This is a genomic window from Nostoc linckia z4 (assembly GCF_002608075.1).
GTDB classification, from domain to species: Bacteria; Cyanobacteriota; Cyanobacteriia; order Cyanobacteriales; family Nostocaceae; genus Nostoc; species Nostoc linckia.
In genome coordinates, this window is record NZ_LAHA01000017.1 from 63223 (window position 1) to 82922 (window position 19700).

Sequence of the window (19700 nt, forward strand, 5' to 3'; positions counted from 1 at the left end):
GCATGATTAATTATGACTAATTTCAGGCCTGAAAAAAAACGCTCTCCTGAAGACTGGCAAGAATTAGCAGTCGAACAAGTTGACTCAAAAGATAGCAATCTCAGTGTTGGTGGGGCGATTGTAGTTGGTTTGGTGCTGGGGGCGGTTGTCTCTCCCCTGACCGGGGCGCTAGCAGGAGCGCTCATTTTGTACCGTTCTTTCAAAAAAACTAATTCCATTAACTCGGCTGAGGAGGCAATTAGAGAATATGGCTGTGTGGCGGCATTTCTAGAGGGTAACAACCTCAAGGATTACATTCAACAAGTTGGGTTAGAGGAGTGCATAAACCAAATTCAGTGGGCACTTGAGCGGGGATACAACCCAACCTCTGATGCCCAATCACTGATACCCAATCAAAAAACCGCTGCCGTGGCTGTTAACCACAAAGTTACGGCACTTGTGGGAAGCGCAACTAGCGCTGTACGCGGGGTAATTACCTCCATCAGTCCCAAGTCCCTCAGTCCTGAAAATGATTTAATTGGGGCAATGAGTTCGCGCATTCGCAATCATCTAATAATTGGGGCCCAAGGAAGCGGTAAAGGCTTAACAGTTAGCAACGCCCTGGAAGCGATTAAAACCAAACATCCAAATACTACTATTTTTTACATTGACCCCAAAGGAGATGAGAAAGAAACTGGTTACTTTACTAGTAGAGTAGACATCTTAAAACGCACCAAGGCACTGAAACAAAAACCATCTGCGGTGATTGAATGGTTCAAAGCAGCCATCAAAGAATTTCAAAATTTGGCTGGTGAAAAGTTGCTGATTTTAGATGAAGCAACTTTTCTATCTACTTTGATGAAAAATAATGGTGAAGGCAGTTGGTTTAAATCTGTAATTGTAGGCTTGGTTAGCGTTGGGGATTCAGATGGATGGAATATTTGGATTATTGCATTGAACCCAAATACTGAAGATATTGGCATTAGCGGCGGGATGCGTTCTCAATTTATGCCGCTAACACTAATTACTGCCGAAAGTTTGGCGACCTACACGGCTTTAACCTCGACTAAATGGTTGCCACCAGACCGTAAACTTCCTTCAGAAGATATCCAGGATTTATGCAATGAATCTCCTGTTAATAGATGCTACTACTACGGGCAATTTAATAAATGGTTGCCGCTACAAGCCCTCACTAATTACTCTGGCTATGACCGCGATGCTAGAGAGAAACTACAAGGATGTTTGATAGTTTCTGAATCAAGTGAACCAGAACCACAATCTTTGACACCCAATGCTCAATCGCTGCTCCAATATCTTCAGCGCACGGGCAAAACTAAAGCAGCGATCGCGGAGGTACAACCGAACTTCAAAGTAAAAGGACAGCGTTTTAGTTCGGAAGAGTTGAAGCGATTGTTTAACGAGTTGGTGGAGAACAGTCTGTCTGTCTGGGTGGACGCCAATACCATCGAAACCAGACAGAATTGGACAGAATCAGACAGCGGACAGAACGGACAGAAATAGACAGAATCCTTACATACCAAGGGACAGAATAGACAGGCGACCGGACAGAAATTAGACAGGAGAAAATATGACTATTCCCCAATACCCAACTCCAGACCCAGCTTGGGACTATGCCCGACTTTGGGCACTTCTCCAGAATTCCACAAGCGATTGCCATCTACTGCTTGATGACATAGCAGCGCTGGAGGAATCTACCCCAGAACATGACGCTGAAATTAGACAGAGGCTTGACGCTATTGGACAGCAGCTAAATTCTGCCCGTCGATTGTTGGATGAATGAGAAAGAGCGATCGCCTTTTTGGAACGATGGGGCGATCGCGATTCATTGATGTCAAAACTGTAAAAAGCTATTTCAGCATATTCGCCCTAGCCAACTTTGTCACTGTGCGAGTATTTCCATTCTCAAATCCACCCCAAACCGAAAAGGCATGTGGTTGGCTTCTGCAATTTGGTTATACTCCTGCCTATCTTCTTCTCCCAAAATGCCATCGGAGACAGAACTAACTAGGGTGTCCCAAACTAGTTTGAATATCTGTAAATCCTCAACAGTAATTTGGGGTTTCAATTCCAGTCTTACAGAAAGCAGTTCTAACCTTGTTTTTGCATCTTTGTCCCCAGCTTCATTGATTAACTTCATATAACTTTGACTAAAAAGCATGGCAGTTGTAAAACCCGAAACATTAGGAGCAAAAGAAAAACCTTCAACTTCAGACTCATCAACTAGTTCGCCATTCAAAAAAGTTTGGATGTTCATAATTAAGCTACTTTAAACCAAAATAAAGGAGAAAAATTACCTGTAATAAAAGACAGATTATCTTTGGGAGCTTTTGCGGGTAAAGAAGCATAAACACCTGCATTTCTTAAAGCACAATTGACGTTAATTGAGTTTGGCGTAGTTTGTCCAAAAATATGGTTATTTCCCACAAAACTTACTCCACAATACAAATATGGAGCTTGAGAAGTAATACCGGCAAACCAGTACCAAGCTCGTTTCGCAGAATAAGAAGTAATAGCTTCCTTGACACCTGGAGTTGTAATAATCAAATTCCCTCCATCAATCACTAAATCTTCAGGCAGCCCATTAAGGTTGGAATAAATTCCGATAATTGCATTTCCATTGGATGAACTATTAGAACAATAAACAGCAAGACGTGATAGCTGTATTGGACTATGAATAGGGAAAGGAACATAAGTAATTCCACTAGTACTTAATCCTCCAGTTGAAGAGGTATCAGCAGAGACTTTTTCTGTTCCTAGATAATATCTTCCAGAGACATATCCAGGATGTTCATTATCAATAATGTTAGTTAAAGAGACTGGCATTTTTACTAAGATAAAGTAATATTTTCAACATATAATAGCTTATTGTTTTGCTAATTAATATGGCTGTCGTCACCTACAACAAAGTTTTAACAATTGTTAAAAAGATTGATTCTAATTCCCCTCCAGGAATAATTCCAATCATCACTAACTCTCTTACTGGAATAACTGGGGGCGGACAAATACTTTCTGCTAATGCCTTCATCAAAAATCTGAAAGCTTATGCTCGAATTCAAAGCCTACCACCAATCAACTTACCTAATCTCTCCCTTGAAGACAGCGAAACAGAAAGACTCTATAAAGTATTAGATGTTGAATGGCAATCACCAAGACTTGAATTAAATCTTTACATCTCCAATAACACAACCGACTGGCATTTAGTAGGCGGAATCAGCTTATTAAATCCAAGCGGATATCCCTACCGCATTTACAACCTACTTGACCTTTTAACAGATAACCTCGCAGTGGAATTAGGGGAAAATGGCAGAGTAGGAGTAGAAATCAAAAATGTGGGGTACGGTTCCTTAACAGGAAATGACTTAATTACAATTCACGGCAGTTACGTTTTAGAAATAGTTGTTGAAGACGCCAATTACATACCCCCTGTTACTACTTCAACACCTATCACTAAAGCCGTGGGACAACAAAATACAATAGTTGTGCCAGCAACACCCACTCGAAAATATGTATTGTTGACTAACGTTGGCACAAATCCAATTTATTTAAATTTGGGGTCAACTGCGTTTTTAAATCAAGGAATCCCCCTACAACCTGGAGGAGCATACGACTTTTCTATTAACGATGTAGCTTATTTAGGGGAAATATCAGCAATTTCCTCTGGCACGTCTCAAATCATCGGCATACAATCTACTTAATCTACTAGTTGGTTACTATGCCGTTATATAATCCACCTGCTACTTTTAACTTTCCTGTTGACAGTTCGTCAACAGCAACCGAAGTTACAAATTCATTATCCACAACAGCCTCAGAAATTATTCCTGCAAACACGAATAGAAAAGGATTAACTATTTTTAATACTCTCAATCAGACTGTTTATATTGATGCAGTTACAGGACTGACGACCACAAATTATATGGTTGCAATTCCCGCAGGCGGATTTTACGAACTGCCAACAAATAAAATTTATACAGGGCATTTCTACGGCATATTAGCCTCTGGAACTGGTTCCGTTGAAATTAGAGAGTTTACTTAATGCCCTACGAACAATACGACAGATTAATTGGGGTAGTAAATGACCCGCGAGACTTCAAGATGCCTTATCGAATTTATGGAAAAATTGAGCTTGAAGTCATGAAGAATAAATACCAGCGATTGCATAATAAATCCAAAGGATTGAGTGTTAGATTCGTAAAATGATTAGACTTGCTAAAGGGATAGATTTAGCTAAAAAGCCAAGCTTTGACCTACAAAAGAAAACAAACAATTCATTTAGAAAGCCACCTAAAAGAAAAAGCCCGAATTCATCAAACCCTTTAGATTACGAAATAGTAGATCCACAAGAAGGACTTGTACCTCTTTTCAACAGTCCTTTTTACACAACACCAGATACCCCCGCAGACCCAATGGATTGCAACAGATACCCTGATAGCCCTTGGTGTGGGGAGAATCCCGTTGATTTAAGACCATTTGGGCTTGATGTCGCCATTGTCTTGGATGAATGTAATTTTGGTGTGCAATTCAGTGGCACTCTTGGTTTTATTAAACTTCCACCGTTTCAGATTGTTTATCGCAATCCAGCGTGTCAGCCAGATCCACCAGCGCTACCGCAGCCAGATCCCACGCCAGGTAATTCATCTAAAATGCCTGCTAATTGCGATTATGGTGTATGTGGTATCTGTGTAGCATCTATCTCATCAATAGAGCGATATACCAATGGAGCAAAAGCGGATTATCACCGCACTTGCAAACCAACTAAAGCAATTTATCCTTTACAAGAAAATGTGATTGTTGGCTATGATACGCCAGCAGATTTTTGCTTGTTGGTTTCTATTACACATAGTTTTGTTTTTAATTCCGCGTATATTGGGCTTACATACAACATCTATAATCAAGCTAGTCAATGGAGGGCTAGCGGCGGAACCATCGACGGAGATTTATTCGATCCATCAACAGTATGGAGATTGGAATGGGATGCTGACATTGCAATTTACTTTAGTACCGCTACTAGACAACCGAGAATAGAAATACTTCGATGGTCAAAACCAAATGCTAGTTTGGGAGATCCAGGTATTGCGCTCATACCAATGGGCAAGGCACAGTACGAAAATCTTTTAGTCAGCAACCGCATAACGCAGAGAGCGACTTTTCCAAATATTTGGACAGAAACTCACATTTATCAACTTTTTTTCTTTTGTCCCGGTAATACGCCACAAATTGACCCCCCACCCCCSCCAAGAAAGGAATGTTGCAAGATGGGATGTTGCCCAGACAATTCTAATTTAGAGAGACTTCTGAGATTACTTCTTAAAAAAATTGGCTCAGATGATTTACCTGCTAGCGTACCAAAACTATTAACTAAAAAAGATGCAGGGACTATTCAAATTCAAAATATAGCTGAATTTATCTCTTATACAGTAAAGCAATTGGATGCCTTGGCGGGTAAATACCCCTTAGAAATCAAAATTAAAGATGCTGATTTAACCCAAGAAGGTAATCAAGAAAAGCAAATTTCTTTGCCAAATATTGCAGAAGCTTTAGCAGAGATTATGGGAATTCTCTTAATACTTCAAAGCGAATCAAACGCCAATTTGATTGCTACAACTAACGGCATGATTGAAGCGGGAAGCGCTAAACAAGCAGCATCTTTAGCAGTTGATTATGCTAAGGGGAATGCCGAATATCTTGGCTATAAGGGGAAGCAAATAGAGCGACAAGTCCCCTTCACCTTCAAGCCTGGAGAAGGCCGCTTAGATAAGATGCTGGTGAAAGGAGAGGTGAAAGTAAAGGGTTGGGAGAATGACGATAAAGATGACCTCAATGATGCCCTAGCTCCACTTCTAGAGCTTGCTGCAATGTGGAAAGCGGCCAACTTCAAAAACCTGGGCACTAGCGACCCCCTCGCCAAGCTCAAGGAGATTCTACGAGGTGCTGTTAGCTTATCTGATGAAGCCGACAAACTCGTCAAAAGCAGTGGTTCGCCCACAGACCCCAGTAGCCAGCCCAAAAAGAACGAGTGGGACAGTTTTATCGAAGAGACGGAGCAAGGCTTTATCGCTCAACCAGGGATAACAGATTCAACTAATCCCTATGGCCGTCCTCTGGCGCAGCGCCCGAAAATCCGTGAAATTGGCAATGATACCAGCGATGTAGAAGACCAGGGACAGTAATTTACACATCTGCCGGGGTGATTGCAGTTGTCCCATAGTCTTGTTGTAATAGCCAAAGCCTTTCGTCTCGAATCTGTTTTCTCACTAATTGTTCGGATAATCCCGTTTGTTCCATGAGGCGGCGGATAAGGTCATATCGGGGTACGTAGTGATAAGACCTACCCCCGACTTGCCACCCCTTAGCACGTCTGCGACGCATACACCGTTGGCTTTTCGTCCCCATCAAGGGGTAGCAAATTAGCTCCATACTCAGCACTTCCTCCCTAACTCCAAAAAATGCCCCTTTTGACACCTTGGTACTTTTTTAGCACCCATAGGGTTCTAACAGCTTCCGGCATCGTCTCAGCATGGGTTCAAAGTTGGCGTTTTCGCTACTGTTTTTAAGTTCATAGCATTATTTATTACTCAATATTTTATTTGACTAGATAGCTGTCATAGCCGTGTTTATTCCCTGGTAGAGACTATCTGACCTCGCATAAAGTCGTATTTACTGAAATTGGTTAACAATTTATGCCAAGTTATACCCGCAATAAGAAGCGAGAGGATGTAATTTTTGTTGCTGTCAACTCTGTAATCAGGTTTGGCTGGAAAAGCAAGGATTTAGCAAGCGTATCAGGCATTTCTCAATCAGATCTGACTAATGATTTAGGACATACTGCTCAAAATGCTGTTACTGGTTCTGGTCTGATTTTGGTGATTGGCGCTCAAGCTCCAAAACCAGCTAGAGTTACAAAAAGATTGTCAAATGCCACAGTTGGACAACAACAATCAATTTCGACATTTTGCGCTCATGACAAACTAGCCACAGCATTAGGTAAGGGATGGAACTTATCTAAAAATCGTCGGAGTGTAACGCTAAGAGCATTGAGCGCCTCCCGTGGCAGCTTAACAGCTATCGCCAAACTATCAGGTGATATTCACTACTGTTTCCCAATGAACAAGGCTGATTTTGAGGCTTACGGTTCTGAATTGGGACTAGAATCTGCTACCAACATTACAGATACAGAGCGGAATAAACTTGTCTCTGGTTCTTCTAAACCACGTCCTGGGAGAGCTAGCAAGCAATTAAGTGATGGTTCCACTTTTTCCAGTTTTTATTCAACAGCAACAGATGTTTCTGCTGTTGGTTACGACATCTTAAGTGAAGAAATTGTACTAGCTGTTGCTACAGGTGGCGGTGGCAGCTAATTTGTTTTGAAATATGCCAAGTTATACCCGCAATAAAAAACGTTCAGAACTTGTTTTTGTTTTGGTAAACGGATTAGTTTACTTTGGATTTAAACCCAAAAACTTAACACAATTCTCAGGCATTTCAAGTTCTGATATTACCGCTTTAGGACATATTTTGGCGGACGATGCCAGTGCTGGATTAATTAAAATAATTGGCGCTCAAGCTCCAAAACCTCCCAAGGTTAAAAAGAAGCTACCTAATGCCAGCGTCGGTCAGCAACAATCAATTTCTACGTTTTGTGCTTATAACCAATTGGTTGCGGCAAATGCAGAGGGCTGGAATTTACTTGAAAGTCGCAAAAGCGTTACTTTACGTGCTTTGTCTGCATCTCGTGGAAGCTTGACAGCTATCGCTAAACTTAGCAATGATTCGCTATATTGTTTCCCCATGAACAAAGCGGATTTTGAAAATTACGGTGGTGAATTAGGCTTGAGAACTTCAGCGAATTTGACCGATGTAGAACGGAGCAAACTTGTTGCTGGCTCATCTATTCCATACCCAGGACGAGCTAGTAAAAAATTAGATGATGGTTCAACTTTCTCCAGTTTCTTTTCTACAGAAAAACAAGACTCAATAGCTGAAGCTGGCTATGAAATAGTAAGCGAACAAAAGGTAATGGGTGCAGAACAAGTGCCATTTTTCCGATGAATTTACAACAAATAGAAACCGAGTCCGGTTTAATCCTTCCCGGACACCCCTTTTTCAACGATTACCTTTATTGCACTCTTCCCCCCACCTGGCGAAATTTCGCCTTTCACAACCCTGATTTTGCATTTGTCGCCCGCAGTGGCAGCGGCATCTTAGAAGCAGTGACCGAAGACGAAATGGAAGAGTACCTACAGGGGGGCGAATACGACCAATGGCTAGAGGAATGCGGCGATGACGACGAGGACTGATGATATCGGGGTGTGGAATGACCTCGGCACGGTGCAAGCCGAGAAAAAGTTGTGGGTCAAGTTCCCTATTACTGCCACCGGAGCGAATGCCACACTCCGCGCATCTTTCCTTTGTTCAGACTGGAACAAGCTTTCTAGTTATGTCCTTATCCGCCCCAGGTACACCACCGCCAACAGTGACCAGACCGGGGAAGCTATCAGGATTTACCCTGCCACTACCCCGGTTGTTTTTGAAGTCCCAATCCCTACTGACTTTCAAGAACGTTCGGTTTATTTCCGTGATTTTGAAATATACAAAGTTAGTTGGCGGCGTCCCCGCCTGGTGGGCATTACTCCAGATGCTATTTTGCAAGTCAAGCTGGAGGAGCTATGGGGTTAGCCGATATTGTTGAATCAGCACTTGAATCAAGAGTTGTTCGTTCTGCAATTGGTGAACGAGTTTTCAACAATTCTTTTGAAGATAGCGAACAAGATGATGAAGGCGGTTTCTTAGGTTGGATTTGGAATGGTGGTAAGCGATTAGTGGGGTTTCTCGCAGCAGAAGCCGGGAAGTTTATCAGCTTTTCTCTAACAGGATTATGGAGTTTGTTTGTTTCCACGTCCCAATTTATTTGGAACTTCAATTGGAACATGACAGACACAGAAATAGACCAACAAATCCAACAAAGATGGAATGCTTTGTCTGGAATGTTGGGAGGAACTCTAGGTAATGCTGTCGGTTATTTGGCTTGTGGGGTTCTTCCTGGTGCAACTATTTTCGCTTTCAATGAGCCTTTAGGAGCTTATGTTTTAGAAAATGTTGCTGAGGAGATGGCTGAAGAATTTATGTCTAATGTTGCTGGATTAATTCGCTATACATTCATGAGTGGTGTTCAATCTTTAATCCTTTGGGGATTTAAGAATGTTCGCAAATTCATTAAATCAAATTCAGCATTAGTTGGGCGGTTGTTTGGTAACAAAGCAGAGAAGTTAGTAAAAGCTTGGGGTTCTGAGGGTTCTAAACCTTGGTCATTTGCAATTGCTGTTGACAATGCTGTTGAATCTATTCCTAATGAAGCTGTCCGAAATTTTGTTGAAGAGTTCTTAGAGGAAGCCTGGGATGCTTGCGTTGAAGCTGGCTATGTTGTGGCTAATTCTATTGATTCATATTTAGCAATGGAGAAGCTTAGACAACAGAATCAGCCACCTTTGGGACGAACTCGATATGTTGAGATTCAACCTGATAGAAGCATTGAAAACCAGCGAATTATTTTAGCAGGGCCACAAGAGGCATTAAGACCGGTGATTGTACAAACGCTTACCAATTATCAAATGATGGAAGACAAAGATATTGGTACTTTTGTAGGTTCACCAATTGATGAATATCTCAGAGCCAAGCCAAGAAGTATTAGCTTACAAATTCAATTCTTCAGTAACAAAACTCCACCTTGGACAAAACGAGGTGATGACCGATTAGTCAGTGCTACTTGCTCTGTCCCAGATATCGACCCGACTAAATTAGATTGGGAAAAAATCAAGCTGGCTTGTGGTGGGGTTAATGGTTACCTTTACGGGCGATATCGCGTTACGGGTTTTCTAGATAATGGACGGCAGATGGCGATTTACGCCGCCACTGCTGACGAGGCAGAAGACCGAATGAAAGAGTTACTCAAGCTTAGTAAAGCCGAACTGCTCAAGAAGCCCACTATTACTGAAGACCGGACAGAAGATAGCACAGGCAGTTATTTAAAGCAGCCCGCACGAGTTTATCCTGCTTATTTCACTATTCTCAACCAATATCAAATCCCAGGTGCTGCTGGTAGTGGCATCCCAATTAATGGGAAACGCTATATCCGTAAAAATGACCGCATTGATTTATGGGTAGAAGCCAAACCTTTGGATTTTGAAGAGAGGATATTAGAATTGCTCAAAAAACCAGGGGCAGAAAACGTTACAACTTAGGAGTAAATAAACATGGAAATTATCTTACCAGGATTCAATATTGAAGCGGCAATCGATAGTCAATGGAAGTCTGTTAATGAAAAAGAAAATGCAATCCAGACTTATAGACTGTCAGCAGAACAAGGAGCAACTGAATTATTAACTAAACAGTTTGAGAATGAACTTAATAGTTGTCTTGATAGTAATATCCAATCATCTTTGAATTTGAAGATATTGCCACCTAAAGAAATATCGGTGTTTTCGGTTTGTGCTTATTTTGAATTCAAAGGTGTTGGCTTTTATTTGCGGCGACATCCTCAAAATTATTGGGAGATATCTTATCAAGAGCAAGTAACACCTGCTTCCGCAGATTTTTTGCAAAAGCAATTGTTATCTGAATTAGGGAAGGTTAAAAACGCATCCGTAATATGAAAACTTTTTTTGGAGTTGAACCACCGTCAGCCGTTCCTCCCTCCAAAGGGCTTGTTGTTACGATGGAGGGCACCAATTTAGCTATCAGCATAATTGTAGGAACAATTACAATATTAGCTTTGGCAGCTAAAGCTATCACTAAATTTAATCACATAGCTGAGCAAATTCGGGATTTAAATGAATTAATTAAAAACCATCAAAAAGAAGAGGGACACGAAAAACTTGTAGCACAAGTTCACGCATTACAAAAAGATTTTGCAAGCTTAGATAAACGATTTGATATACACGGACAAGACTACGTTAACTTCGTAGCGCAAGTTCGCATTTTGCAAAAAGATTTTGCAACCTTAGACAGAAACTTCGGTATACATGGACAGGACTATGTTAATTACAAAGATGCCACGCTTCTAGCCATACACGGATGTGAAGAACAAGTTGCCCATAAATGGCATCGAGCCGAAGAAGAGTTCGCTAAGGATCGTGCTGAAATCAAAGACTTAAGATGGTTTCTCGTCAAAAAATTAGATTTTAGAATTCGTGATGACACACACTAGCTCCAGGTGATTGACTTTACCTTGATAAATGGCAAAGTATAAGACTAACGAAGTAATAGTACTTTCAGCTCTAGAGGAAGATTTACTCACCGTTTTAATGGGTAAGGGCGAGCAGTATGGATTGAAAATTCTGGAGATAGTTAACCAAGCTAGACAATTGTATAAAATCCCAGAATTAAAAATTGGCTCACTTTACCCGACTCTTCAGCGGATGGAAAAACAAAATTTGATAGTGAGCCAACAACTAGAATGCAGACGATATTACAGCATCACTGCGTATGGGAGAGACGCCCTTACCAGCACTAACGCATACCGCAAACAGCTCGCAGAATACTCTGGGGATTTAATCTAATAAACGCGATCGCTTTAGTCATCTGTCAGTCACTTTGCTTAATGAGAACTAATCTTAATTAACAAAAGCTTGATTTATAAGGCTTTTGGCTGTTTTCAGGTAGCCGACAAGTAGCACAAAAGTAGTTTTGCTACTTGATGGGGTGAAATCATTGTGCAGTGCTGGTTATAGCCGCAGTTACTTGCAACAGCTTATAAATATTGGCAAAAATAGACCTCTTGCAATCAATTGCTTTTTGTAGTCTTGTGGGAAAAGGGAATCATGTTAATGGTTCGACCCTTCTCTACGAGAGGCTTCTCTACGAGAGGCTTCGCCAACGCCAACGACAAAGCTCAGGACAGGCAAGCTCACCAACCGGGGAAAGGGAAAATACCAAACTTTCCCACTTTTCCCGACTTCTACAAGCAATCTAATAAATAAAAACTCCTAACACAATGTGTTAGGAGTTGCTCTATTTACCTAGCAATTTGGTATTGCAATTAAGTCAAATTTATTAAGCGCTATTTTCTATTTTTGAATCTATTAACTAGATTTTAGATTCAGTAACAACGCCTAATTTTTGTTGAATCCGGGTTTTTGCAGCTTTGAATTCAGTGGCTAGTTGTTCGCTTTGCTCAGTACTCAAGTTGTTGCGAATTGCAGCAAACATTGTGCTTTCTTCTTGACGAATATGGTCGCCAATAGCATCCATCAGCTGTTTGACTTTCTCTTTAAACTGAGGTGAAGATGGGCTAAGAGCTTTAATTTCTTCTAATACCTGCTTGGCATGAGCTTGTTCGTCATACAGTTCTTGGGTGTTTTCTTGACCGTAGAAAGAACGTACTCTTGGATAGACAACTTCTTCTTCAGCTTCAGCGTGGACTGTGAGATCTTTGTAAATTTGACCGAAGTATTCTTGGATCTTTTGTGGATTGTTGCTTTGTAATAGTTCGGTAAACAGAGTATTTACTTTGTTGTGATCCAGGCGAATCACATCTTGGATATTCAGATCCTTTTTGTCACTGCTTTGGGTGACAGCACTACCTACTACACCACTTACCGCAGCTAAAGCATCTTGAACGCGTGCCCAAATTCCTTGATCTGCATCTTGTCCAGTTAGTTCGCGGACACCCAGAATTTCTAGAATACCTTTGAGTTGCTCTTGGTGAGCGCGGTTTTCAAAGTTAATGGTATTCAAAGGGCCAATAGCTAGTATCACATCAGCACCAACTTTTTGAGCGGCTTTATGAACTATCAAGCCACTTGTAACTAGTTGATGTTTCAGCAATTCGTGTTGGGATACTTTTTCATATAGACTTAGCTCAGAACCCTTAAATAGTTCGCGAGCTTTTTCAATAAATTCCCTCACGTTTTTTTTCGGTTCGGCCTGAATGCCGTACTGAGTAATTACAGTTTCTAAAACACCAAGGTTTTTTTCATCATCTTTGATGAAGTTGCGGATGCGATCGGCAATTTCCGCATCAAGTTGTTGATTCAAAAGCAGTTTTTCATTTTCGATGACCAGTTGTTGCAGTGCTTTGATATTTGCTAATTTCACAGCAATAGCATTGCGTTTCGTATCATCTAAACTAGCTACCATCCTAAGTTCTCCTCTAGCAAAGTGTTCGGAATTATTGCTAATATTACGTTGACACAAATCTTAGGGTGCTTCCATCTTTCTTTTGAGCGATTGCCTTCACAACTGTGGGTAGAAAAATATCAAGTTCTTGGCTGCAAAATAAAAATATCAGTGAGCGCGATCGCTTTGATTTCTAATTCCATTCACAGTAACCTATTCACTATTCATACAAGTCCAATAAATTACCCATTATGGAATAAAAAAGTATGTCTATGGGATGATTAACTAGCTCTACATTATTTAAATATGCTGATTGATGAATTTGTAGTAATTTTCGTCTATCTAACTACAAATGTAAGGGCACAGCATTGCTGCGCCCCTAGCAGGTAGTATATTTACCTAAAATACCTTTGTAAAAGCTCAACACCAAGAAATTTTTCAGCTATAGCCTATTCCCTGCTATGGATGCGATTGTTGGCGACAATACCTGAGTATCGGTTGGTTTGTCTAAATACTTGATTACTGCTGCATTGAAGGTGTGCGAAAAATTCTGCTGAATATAGGAATTCTCACCTTGGGTTGAGGTGCAGTGATATTAGCCTGAGAAACAGAAGTGTTAGTTACTGTCTCAGATATGATAGTCGGTTTACTCTCAGTGGAATTAACCAAATCACCCAATTCCTTAGCAGAAGATGAATTTGAAGATATAGTACTAATATTATCAGTATCTTGATTATTAGATTTTGACGCCGTTTGAGCATGACATGGAGTCATAAAGCAAGTCGAAATTGTTGCTAATACCAGCATTAGCAGATTGCAAATATATTTGTGCATGGTGATTTTTGAAATTGGTTAATAAATATCCCAAGTTTTCAGAGCTTGTGTTTGTTCTCTGTCTGAAAGAAAATCGTGATTTTACCCAGATAACTTATTGCGCTTTCTAATAAAGCGTGTTACCCATTCCTAGCTGTAACTAGAAATTAGTACAACTTACAATATCAATAATTTAGTGAGATTCCCTTTGATTTCAAACAGAAATATTACTGATTTTAAAAAAATGAATCTTCATCATCAGGCTATCATTTTTTCAATTTAATAAATTTCAATTCATAATCAACACATCTGATATTTAATTATTTATACTTTTGATGAAGTACTTTAGGTAAATAAATACGTGTATGCGTTCAGGAATGGATTTAAGCTCATCCACCCCTAAAAGGAGATGGGATAACACGAGAGATTGTTGACTGTTGAGTGATGACTGTTAACTGTTAACGTCAACGATGTCCAGGTATCTTTCATCCCATCCCTAAAAGCAATGGGTTTTCCCGACACCTTTTTATCAAGCTACCCTTTCAAACAATCACAAGGTTTGATTGGTGAACTTTTTGACTTTTGAATGCGTAACTTCCAAGGTAGCAGTGGTAGATATCTTTAAATTCTCACTTCTGACTCCTGGGTGCTGAATTATTAACATTCACATTACTATCTTCTAAAAAATTGATGAAATTTATAACCTTCAAAAATCCGTTCCTACTCATAGTAGTTAGTCTTACTCTCTTGCAGACAGCTAATGCTCAAACTCCTGTAACTGAAACCTCCAAGTTATCTCAAGAAGTTTCTGTGCTTCGCCAACAGGGTGCAAAGGGGTTACAGATATTTCTCAAATCCCATACTAATGAGTTAAACAACAATTCTTCAGAGAAAGTTTTACCTTCTGCTACACTGCGGGCGGCTTTAGATGAACTTTGCCAACAGCGAGACTGTTACGCTTCTCGTTTGTATTGGTATACAGACATGGAACAAGCCAAAGCAGCTGCCAAAATCAGTGGTAAACCGATTTTATCTCTGCGCTTGCTGGGCAGACTGGATCGCGATTTGAGTTGTGCTAATAGTAGGTTCTTCAGGGTGGCGCTATATCCCAACAGGGAAATTTCTCGACTGCTTCAAGACCGCTTTATTTTGCACTGGGAATCAGTGCGTCCTGTACCAAAAGTTACAATCGATTTCGGCGATGGACGCAAGTTAGAACGCACAATTACAGGCAATAGCATTCACTATATATTAGATGCCTCTGGTCGTCCAATTGATGCAATTCCTGGTTTATATGGCCCCAAGGCATTTATACGTCAATTACAACAAGCTGAAGTAGTGGCAAAAAACTATAGCAAACTGTCACCAAGGGATGGCGAGGCTTTTTTAAGAAAATACCACAGCGATCGCTACAATTCCATCCAAGCCCAATGGGTTGCTGATTTATCCCGCTTGGGTATCCAGTCTCCCCCGAAGTTGCTAGAATCTCCCAGCAATTCCACTCAACCACCAACAGCAGTAACCGCAGGTTCTCTGGCGGTTTCTAAAATGATGGTTGAAAGACCAATGCTCACTGCTCTTGAGTCTAATGCCCAACAAAATCAAAAAACTTTAGCTGAAATAACTGACCAAGAAGCTTGGAACAAAATTGCTCAACTTTATGCCAGTGATGCCAAGCTAGATGAAAACAGCATTTCCTTAATTAAAGCTAAAAAGTCTCAGCCTGCCAACACTCAAAAAGATAATTTGCCAATCATAGTGAAAAATTTTGAAACCGCAATGGCTCTAGATACAGTCAGAAATGAATATATATTGCACAGCCAAATTCATCAATGGTTTATGGCAGGTAACCAAACAAAGAATGTACAAACCCTCAATCAGCAAGTCTACGCCCAACTATTTTTAACTCCTAGTTCTGACCCTTGGTTGGGACTTTTCCCCAGCGATGGCTACAGTGCAATTGATAATGATGGCATCCGCTAAGGCAAGACGGTTCGGTTAAAGGGGAAAGGGGAAAGGGAAAAGGGGAAAGGGCAAAGGGGAAAGGGCAAAGGGGAAAGGGCAAAGGGGAAGGTTTCAAATACATCCAAATCCCCTTACCCCGGTTGGTGAGCTTGTCGAACCATTAACCTTTTCCCAGACCACAAGGGAAGTTCATACTGCTTATCCGAACCGTATTGACTTCCAAGTAAAAAAATATTCCATAAAAAACTGTTGAGTGTTGACTGTTAACGGTTCACAGTCAACACTCAAACTCCATGTAAAATTGCAAATCTCAAATCCAAAATTTAAGTCGGTACTAATTCTCCAGGACGCAACTTCGACCATTTACCCATTTCCGGCTTAAAGCTCAGACAGCCAACAACGTCCCATTCCATTTCAATCACATCGTCTTTAGTCCGGATGTTGACGTTGATAGAAGGTTCATTTGGGTCAAAATCTGGTGTTTCGGTTAAGTGGGGTTGTTGGTGCTGCCCTTCTACGGCATGATAAGTGAGACAGCGGTCTACATAGTGGCAGTTCACGCAAATACACATAATAGAACCAACTCCAGGGGCCTTTATTGTTAATCTAGCTTAAGCCAGACTGTTATTCATTAGTTGCTGGGTTGATTTTTATTACAATGTGTTCTTCTGTTGCTTCTACCCTAGCTCCCGAAAATTGGCCTTTTAGCTTGGCATTATTGCCACAACCAGCTTATATGGTGGGTGGCGCTGTACGGGATGCCATGCTTGGCAGAACTCGCGAATACTTAGATTTAGATTTTGTTATACCATCTAACGCGGTAAAGGTGGCAAGAGCGATCGCCCATCATTATAATGCTGGGTTTGTATTACTCGATGCACAACGACAAATTGCTCGTGTGGTTTTTCCCGGTGCTACGGCTGACTTTGCCCAACAAGAGGGAGACAGTTTAGAGGTGGACTTGCACAGACGGGACTTTACAATAAATGCGATCGCCTATAATCCCCACACCCAAGAAATCATCGATCCCCTGCAAGGCTATGCAGATTTACAACAGGGCATTTTGCGAATGGTATCACCCGCTAACCTTGAAGACGATCCTTTGCGGTTAATGCGAGCTTATCGGCAAGCAGCCCAACTGAATTTTACTATTGAGTCAGCTACTCAAACCACAATTCGTTCTTTAGCATCACATATCAGCAAAGTTGCACCAGAACGATTTCGCGCAGAAATTGGTTATTTATTGGCAAATTCTCAGGGTACTCCCTGGATAACAACTGCTTGGGAAGATAATTTACTTAGCCCTTTCTTCAAAAACGCCACTCGTGAAAGCTTAAATAAACTAGCAGCTGTTGACGATGCAGCTGTTTTACTGGCTCAAAATTGGCAACAATTGGGAGTAAAATTACAAGCAGGAGTGCGGGATAGCATCAAAACTACTTGGTTAGCCATTGCTAAACTTGCTTGTCTTGTCAACCGAAATCCAGAATTAGCAGAAATAGAATTACAAGAACTTACCTACAGTCGTGCTGAAATTCGCGGTGTCACCACTGCTTTAAAATTATTACCGCAACTGAAAGTGGCAAATATGTCTTTGCGAGAACAATACTTTTTGTTCCAAGATGCAGATATTGTGTTTCCTGCTACGGTAGCGTTAGCTGTAGCATTTGATAATTTGGTAGAGGCGATGTCTGGCAAAAAGCAGCTAAAGACAGCAGTTGCTACAACAGATGAAGCCCATACAACGCATTGCCTTGTTTTTGCACCTTTAATCAACCGCTACCTGAACCCTGACGATCTGGTCGCTCATCCCACTCCATTAGTCAGTGGGAAGGAGATAATTATAACACTAGATATCCCGGCTTCACCAATAGTAGGCAAATTATTAACAGAAATTGCCGTAGCACAAGCTGAGGGGAAAGTTTCCACACCAACAGAGGCGATGGCATTGGCACGTCAGTTAGTTGGGGAGTGGGGAGTGTAGGGAGACAAGGAGAATAGACCTGCCTTGAAAATAGGGCATTCTTGTGGGAAAAGGTTAAAGGGGAAAGGGAAAATGTTCTTCAGAAAGATTGCTTAGTTTTCTCCTTTTTATAGAAAATTAGGCAGAATCCAATATTCAGTAAACTGTATTATCCTAAAAGCTTTAACTCAGAATTGTTAGCCAAACTTTCTTTTTCAAGCTTGGATAGTATTGAACTTTACTCTCAGTAAAACGTCGCCAATAAATTCAACTATGTAACAAAAAGTAAATTGAACTCAAATCAATTTTTGTTCTGGTCTCTACTATCTGACCTGTGCTTTTCCCTAACGATAAATATTCATACTCGCCTACTTAATTCCAAAAATCAAAGCAGGTTACTATTAGTATCAATGCACTGCTAGCTCAATCAGTTAAGTTTTTGAATTTTTCGTTAGAGATAAACCTCAGTTAACAGATTTTAAAATCACAATAATTCCAGTACGACGTGTGACTAAATTTGTATTGGTCATCAAATTAAGAACAGGTTTGCCAATAATTTCTTCGATGGTTTTTTTCAATTGTGGTTTGATTAATTTATCCAAGTACGATCGCACTTGTTCTGCTAAATTTTCATAACCCCCCTGAAGTAAAGTTTCTTCAACAGGGGTAATAGAGTTTTCTAGAGAAATTATGATTTCTGTGTCAAAAAAATGACAAATAATTTGGCTAGGAAGCTGTCCCAGTCTTTGATGATATAAGTTTTTAACTTGGTCTGATATTTCTGTTTCTAGTTGTCCAATAGTAGGTTGTATCATTAGTAGTTAGAGTATAATATTTATTGTTAGAGTCTCCGAATAGGAGTTTTAAAGATTATATTATATCAGATATATTCTGAAAAATTTATCGATGCCATAGATTAAGTTTGTGTATTAATGTCATGCATTTAGTAGGGTTTTTGAGGTAAACAATCCTAGATACTAAAAGTGTAAAAATTCTTAATTAAAAATTGGTGGAGTCTGCATTTAATCACTCGTAGTTACTATTTGGTTATATGAGTAATTAGTTTATTTTATGCTAAACAAGCGATCGCCTGCATCTCCCAACTCAGGAATAATATAACCATCCTCGTTCAAATGTCCATCAATAAGTAGTCGTATAAAATAGTACATCAAAAGGCACTTCACAGAAATGCTCAATAGACCTCTTGCACAAGTGCTTTTTGCACTCTTGTGGGAAAAGGGGAAGGGATAAAAAACATGAGTAGCTTTCCCCCTTGCCCCTTATCCCCTTTAGGGGCCCCACCTTCCCCTTTAAAGAGCCAAGTTGCCTTGGCGTACTACTAGTACAGGTCGGCGTAAATAAATAGACCATAAGGAATTGCTAAAAGCCTTGTAGTATCGTTATTCTTTCTTTTTACTTTTGCCTTTTTACTTTTGCCTTGTTGTACTAGTACCAATTTTTAATCCGGAGCCAGCATTGGCCCATTCATTGGAAGCATTGGTGTTTGAATCTGTTCAAATTTAAGCGGTAAATCTCGTGCGATCAATTAATGTTACTTGGTTGTGCATATTTTATTGATTAAGTAATAGTTCAGTTTACTACATAGTCATAGAATTCTTTTTTTCAAAAGTTGGTATCCTTACTTATTTATTTTTCTTGAAATAAATTTTACAAAACCTTCACGAAACTGTAATTGCAAATCTACTAAAAACTAGTCTTAAGTAAACTTAGTTAGTATCAAACACTTATTTTTTATAATTTAATATTAAATTAATAATGATATTAATTGTATACATATATACAATTAATGAGGTATATACTAATATTATTTACTTCTTTAGATATAGGA

23 protein-coding genes are annotated in these 19700 nt (G+C 40.1%); 15 read left to right on the plus strand and 8 right to left on the minus strand.

What is annotated here, in order from left to right:
- Positions 1-12: 12 nt before the first annotated feature.
- Both VF06_RS15885 and VF06_RS15890 read left to right on the plus strand, forming a co-directional pair.
- Positions 13-1500, plus strand: coding sequence for a hypothetical protein (locus tag VF06_RS15885; protein ID WP_099070411.1), 1488 nt, complete (start codon positions 13-15; stop codon positions 1498-1500).
- A gap of 67 nt (positions 1501-1567) precedes the next feature.
- Positions 1568-1780 carry a hypothetical protein gene (locus VF06_RS15890; protein WP_099070410.1) on the plus strand — a complete coding sequence of 71 codons (213 nt, stop codon included), beginning with the start codon at positions 1568-1570 and terminating at the stop codon, positions 1778-1780.
- Positions 1781-1879: 99 nt separating this feature from the next.
- Here VF06_RS15890 and VF06_RS15895 read toward each other — a convergent pair whose 3' ends face one another.
- Entirely contained in the window at positions 1880-2254 is a 375-nt protein-coding gene (locus VF06_RS15895; RefSeq protein WP_099070409.1) for a hypothetical protein, read from the minus strand.
- 2 nt (positions 2255-2256) lie between these two features.
- The gene (locus VF06_RS15900) at positions 2257-2823 is read right to left on the minus strand and encodes a hypothetical protein (protein ID WP_099070408.1); all 567 of its coding nucleotides are present in this window, start codon (positions 2821-2823) and stop codon (positions 2257-2259) included.
- A gap of 59 nt (positions 2824-2882) precedes the next feature.
- Between VF06_RS15900 and VF06_RS15905 the strand changes: the two genes are divergently transcribed.
- The 3 genes from VF06_RS15905 (at position 2883) to VF06_RS15915 (ending at position 6167) form a co-directional block, all read left to right on the plus strand.
- Complete coding sequence (locus VF06_RS15905; protein ID WP_099070407.1) at positions 2883-3695, plus strand: hypothetical protein; 813 nt, start codon at positions 2883-2885, stop codon at positions 3693-3695.
- 17 nt (positions 3696-3712) lie between these two features.
- Complete coding sequence (locus VF06_RS15910; RefSeq protein WP_099070406.1) at positions 3713-4033, plus strand: hypothetical protein; 321 nt, start codon at positions 3713-3715, stop codon at positions 4031-4033.
- Between the two features lie 160 nt (positions 4034-4193).
- Positions 4194-6167 (plus strand): hypothetical protein, encoded by a 1974-nt coding sequence (locus VF06_RS15915; RefSeq protein ID WP_099070405.1) that lies wholly within the window; start codon positions 4194-4196, stop codon positions 6165-6167.
- A gap of 1 nt (position 6168) precedes the next feature.
- Here VF06_RS15915 and VF06_RS15920 read toward each other — a convergent pair whose 3' ends face one another.
- Positions 6169-6414: a hypothetical protein gene (locus tag VF06_RS15920; RefSeq protein ID WP_143861753.1), complete on the minus strand. Its 246-nt coding sequence runs from the start codon at positions 6412-6414 to the stop codon at positions 6169-6171.
- 263 nt (positions 6415-6677) lie between these two features.
- Between VF06_RS15920 and VF06_RS15925 the strand changes: the two genes are divergently transcribed.
- Genes VF06_RS15925 through VF06_RS15960 form a run of 8 tightly spaced genes read left to right on the plus strand, consistent with a single transcriptional unit; the run spans position 6678 to position 11552 of the window.
- The gene (locus VF06_RS15925; protein WP_099070404.1) at positions 6678-7355 is read left to right on the plus strand and encodes a hypothetical protein; all 678 of its coding nucleotides are present in this window, start codon (positions 6678-6680) and stop codon (positions 7353-7355) included.
- Between the two features lie 13 nt (positions 7356-7368).
- Positions 7369-8046: a hypothetical protein gene (locus VF06_RS15930; protein ID WP_099070403.1), complete on the plus strand. Its 678-nt coding sequence runs from the start codon at positions 7369-7371 to the stop codon at positions 8044-8046.
- On the plus strand, positions 8043-8294 hold the full coding sequence (locus tag VF06_RS15935; RefSeq protein WP_099070402.1) for a hypothetical protein: 252 nt from the start codon (positions 8043-8045) through the stop codon (positions 8292-8294). Before VF06_RS15930 ends, VF06_RS15935 begins: the two co-directional genes overlap by 4 nt.
- The gene (locus VF06_RS15940; protein WP_099070401.1) at positions 8278-8673 is read left to right on the plus strand and encodes a hypothetical protein; all 396 of its coding nucleotides are present in this window, start codon (positions 8278-8280) and stop codon (positions 8671-8673) included. The genes VF06_RS15935 and VF06_RS15940 overlap by 17 nt, the downstream gene beginning before the upstream one ends.
- Positions 8664-10235: a hypothetical protein gene (locus VF06_RS15945; protein WP_099070400.1), complete on the plus strand. Its 1572-nt coding sequence runs from the start codon at positions 8664-8666 to the stop codon at positions 10233-10235. The genes VF06_RS15940 and VF06_RS15945 overlap by 10 nt, the downstream gene beginning before the upstream one ends.
- Positions 10236-10247: 12 nt before the next feature.
- Positions 10248-10646, plus strand: a complete 399-nt coding sequence (locus VF06_RS15950) for a hypothetical protein (RefSeq protein ID WP_099070399.1) — start codon at positions 10248-10250, stop codon at positions 10644-10646.
- Positions 10643-11200 carry a hypothetical protein gene (locus VF06_RS15955; RefSeq protein WP_099070398.1) on the plus strand — a complete coding sequence of 186 codons (558 nt, stop codon included), beginning with the start codon at positions 10643-10645 and terminating at the stop codon, positions 11198-11200. The genes VF06_RS15950 and VF06_RS15955 overlap by 4 nt, the downstream gene beginning before the upstream one ends.
- A 28-nt stretch (positions 11201-11228) precedes the next feature.
- Positions 11229-11552, plus strand: coding sequence for a PadR family transcriptional regulator (locus tag VF06_RS15960; RefSeq protein WP_099070397.1), 324 nt, complete (start codon positions 11229-11231; stop codon positions 11550-11552).
- A gap of 526 nt (positions 11553-12078) precedes the next feature.
- Here the strand turns inward: VF06_RS15960 and VF06_RS15965 are convergent.
- Positions 12079-13131, minus strand: coding sequence for a hemerythrin domain-containing protein (locus tag VF06_RS15965; RefSeq protein ID WP_099070396.1), 1053 nt, complete (start codon positions 13129-13131; stop codon positions 12079-12081).
- Positions 13132-13629: 498 nt separating this feature from the next.
- On the minus strand, positions 13630-13884 hold the full coding sequence (locus VF06_RS15970; protein ID WP_143861752.1) for a hypothetical protein: 255 nt from the start codon (positions 13882-13884) through the stop codon (positions 13630-13632).
- Between the two features lie 729 nt (positions 13885-14613).
- On the opposite strand from VF06_RS15970, the gene VF06_RS15975 reads away from it, so the two are divergent.
- Positions 14614-15906 carry a hypothetical protein gene (locus tag VF06_RS15975; protein ID WP_099070395.1) on the plus strand — a complete coding sequence of 431 codons (1293 nt, stop codon included), beginning with the start codon at positions 14614-14616 and terminating at the stop codon, positions 15904-15906.
- A 305-nt stretch (positions 15907-16211) separates the two neighbouring features.
- Here the strand turns inward: VF06_RS15975 and VF06_RS15980 are convergent, their stop codons facing one another.
- Positions 16212-16460: a Ycf34 family protein gene (locus VF06_RS15980; RefSeq protein ID WP_099070394.1), complete on the minus strand. Its 249-nt coding sequence runs from the start codon at positions 16458-16460 to the stop codon at positions 16212-16214.
- Positions 16461-16546: 86 nt separating this feature from the next.
- Between VF06_RS15980 and VF06_RS15985 the strand changes: the two genes are divergently transcribed.
- Entirely contained in the window at positions 16547-17872 is a 1326-nt protein-coding gene (locus VF06_RS15985; protein ID WP_099070393.1) for a tRNA nucleotidyltransferase/poly(A) polymerase-related protein, read from the plus strand.
- A gap of 443 nt (positions 17873-18315) precedes the next feature.
- On the opposite strand, the gene VF06_RS15990 is transcribed toward VF06_RS15985, so the two are convergent.
- Positions 18316-18666: a Na-translocating system protein MpsC family protein gene (locus VF06_RS15990; protein WP_099070392.1), complete on the minus strand. Its 351-nt coding sequence runs from the start codon at positions 18664-18666 to the stop codon at positions 18316-18318.
- A 249-nt stretch (positions 18667-18915) separates the two neighbouring features.
- Positions 18916-19020: a uracil phosphoribosyltransferase gene (locus VF06_RS42700; RefSeq protein ID WP_143861751.1), complete on the minus strand. Its 105-nt coding sequence runs from the start codon at positions 19018-19020 to the stop codon at positions 18916-18918.
- Between the last annotated feature and the right edge of the window lie 680 nt (positions 19021-19700).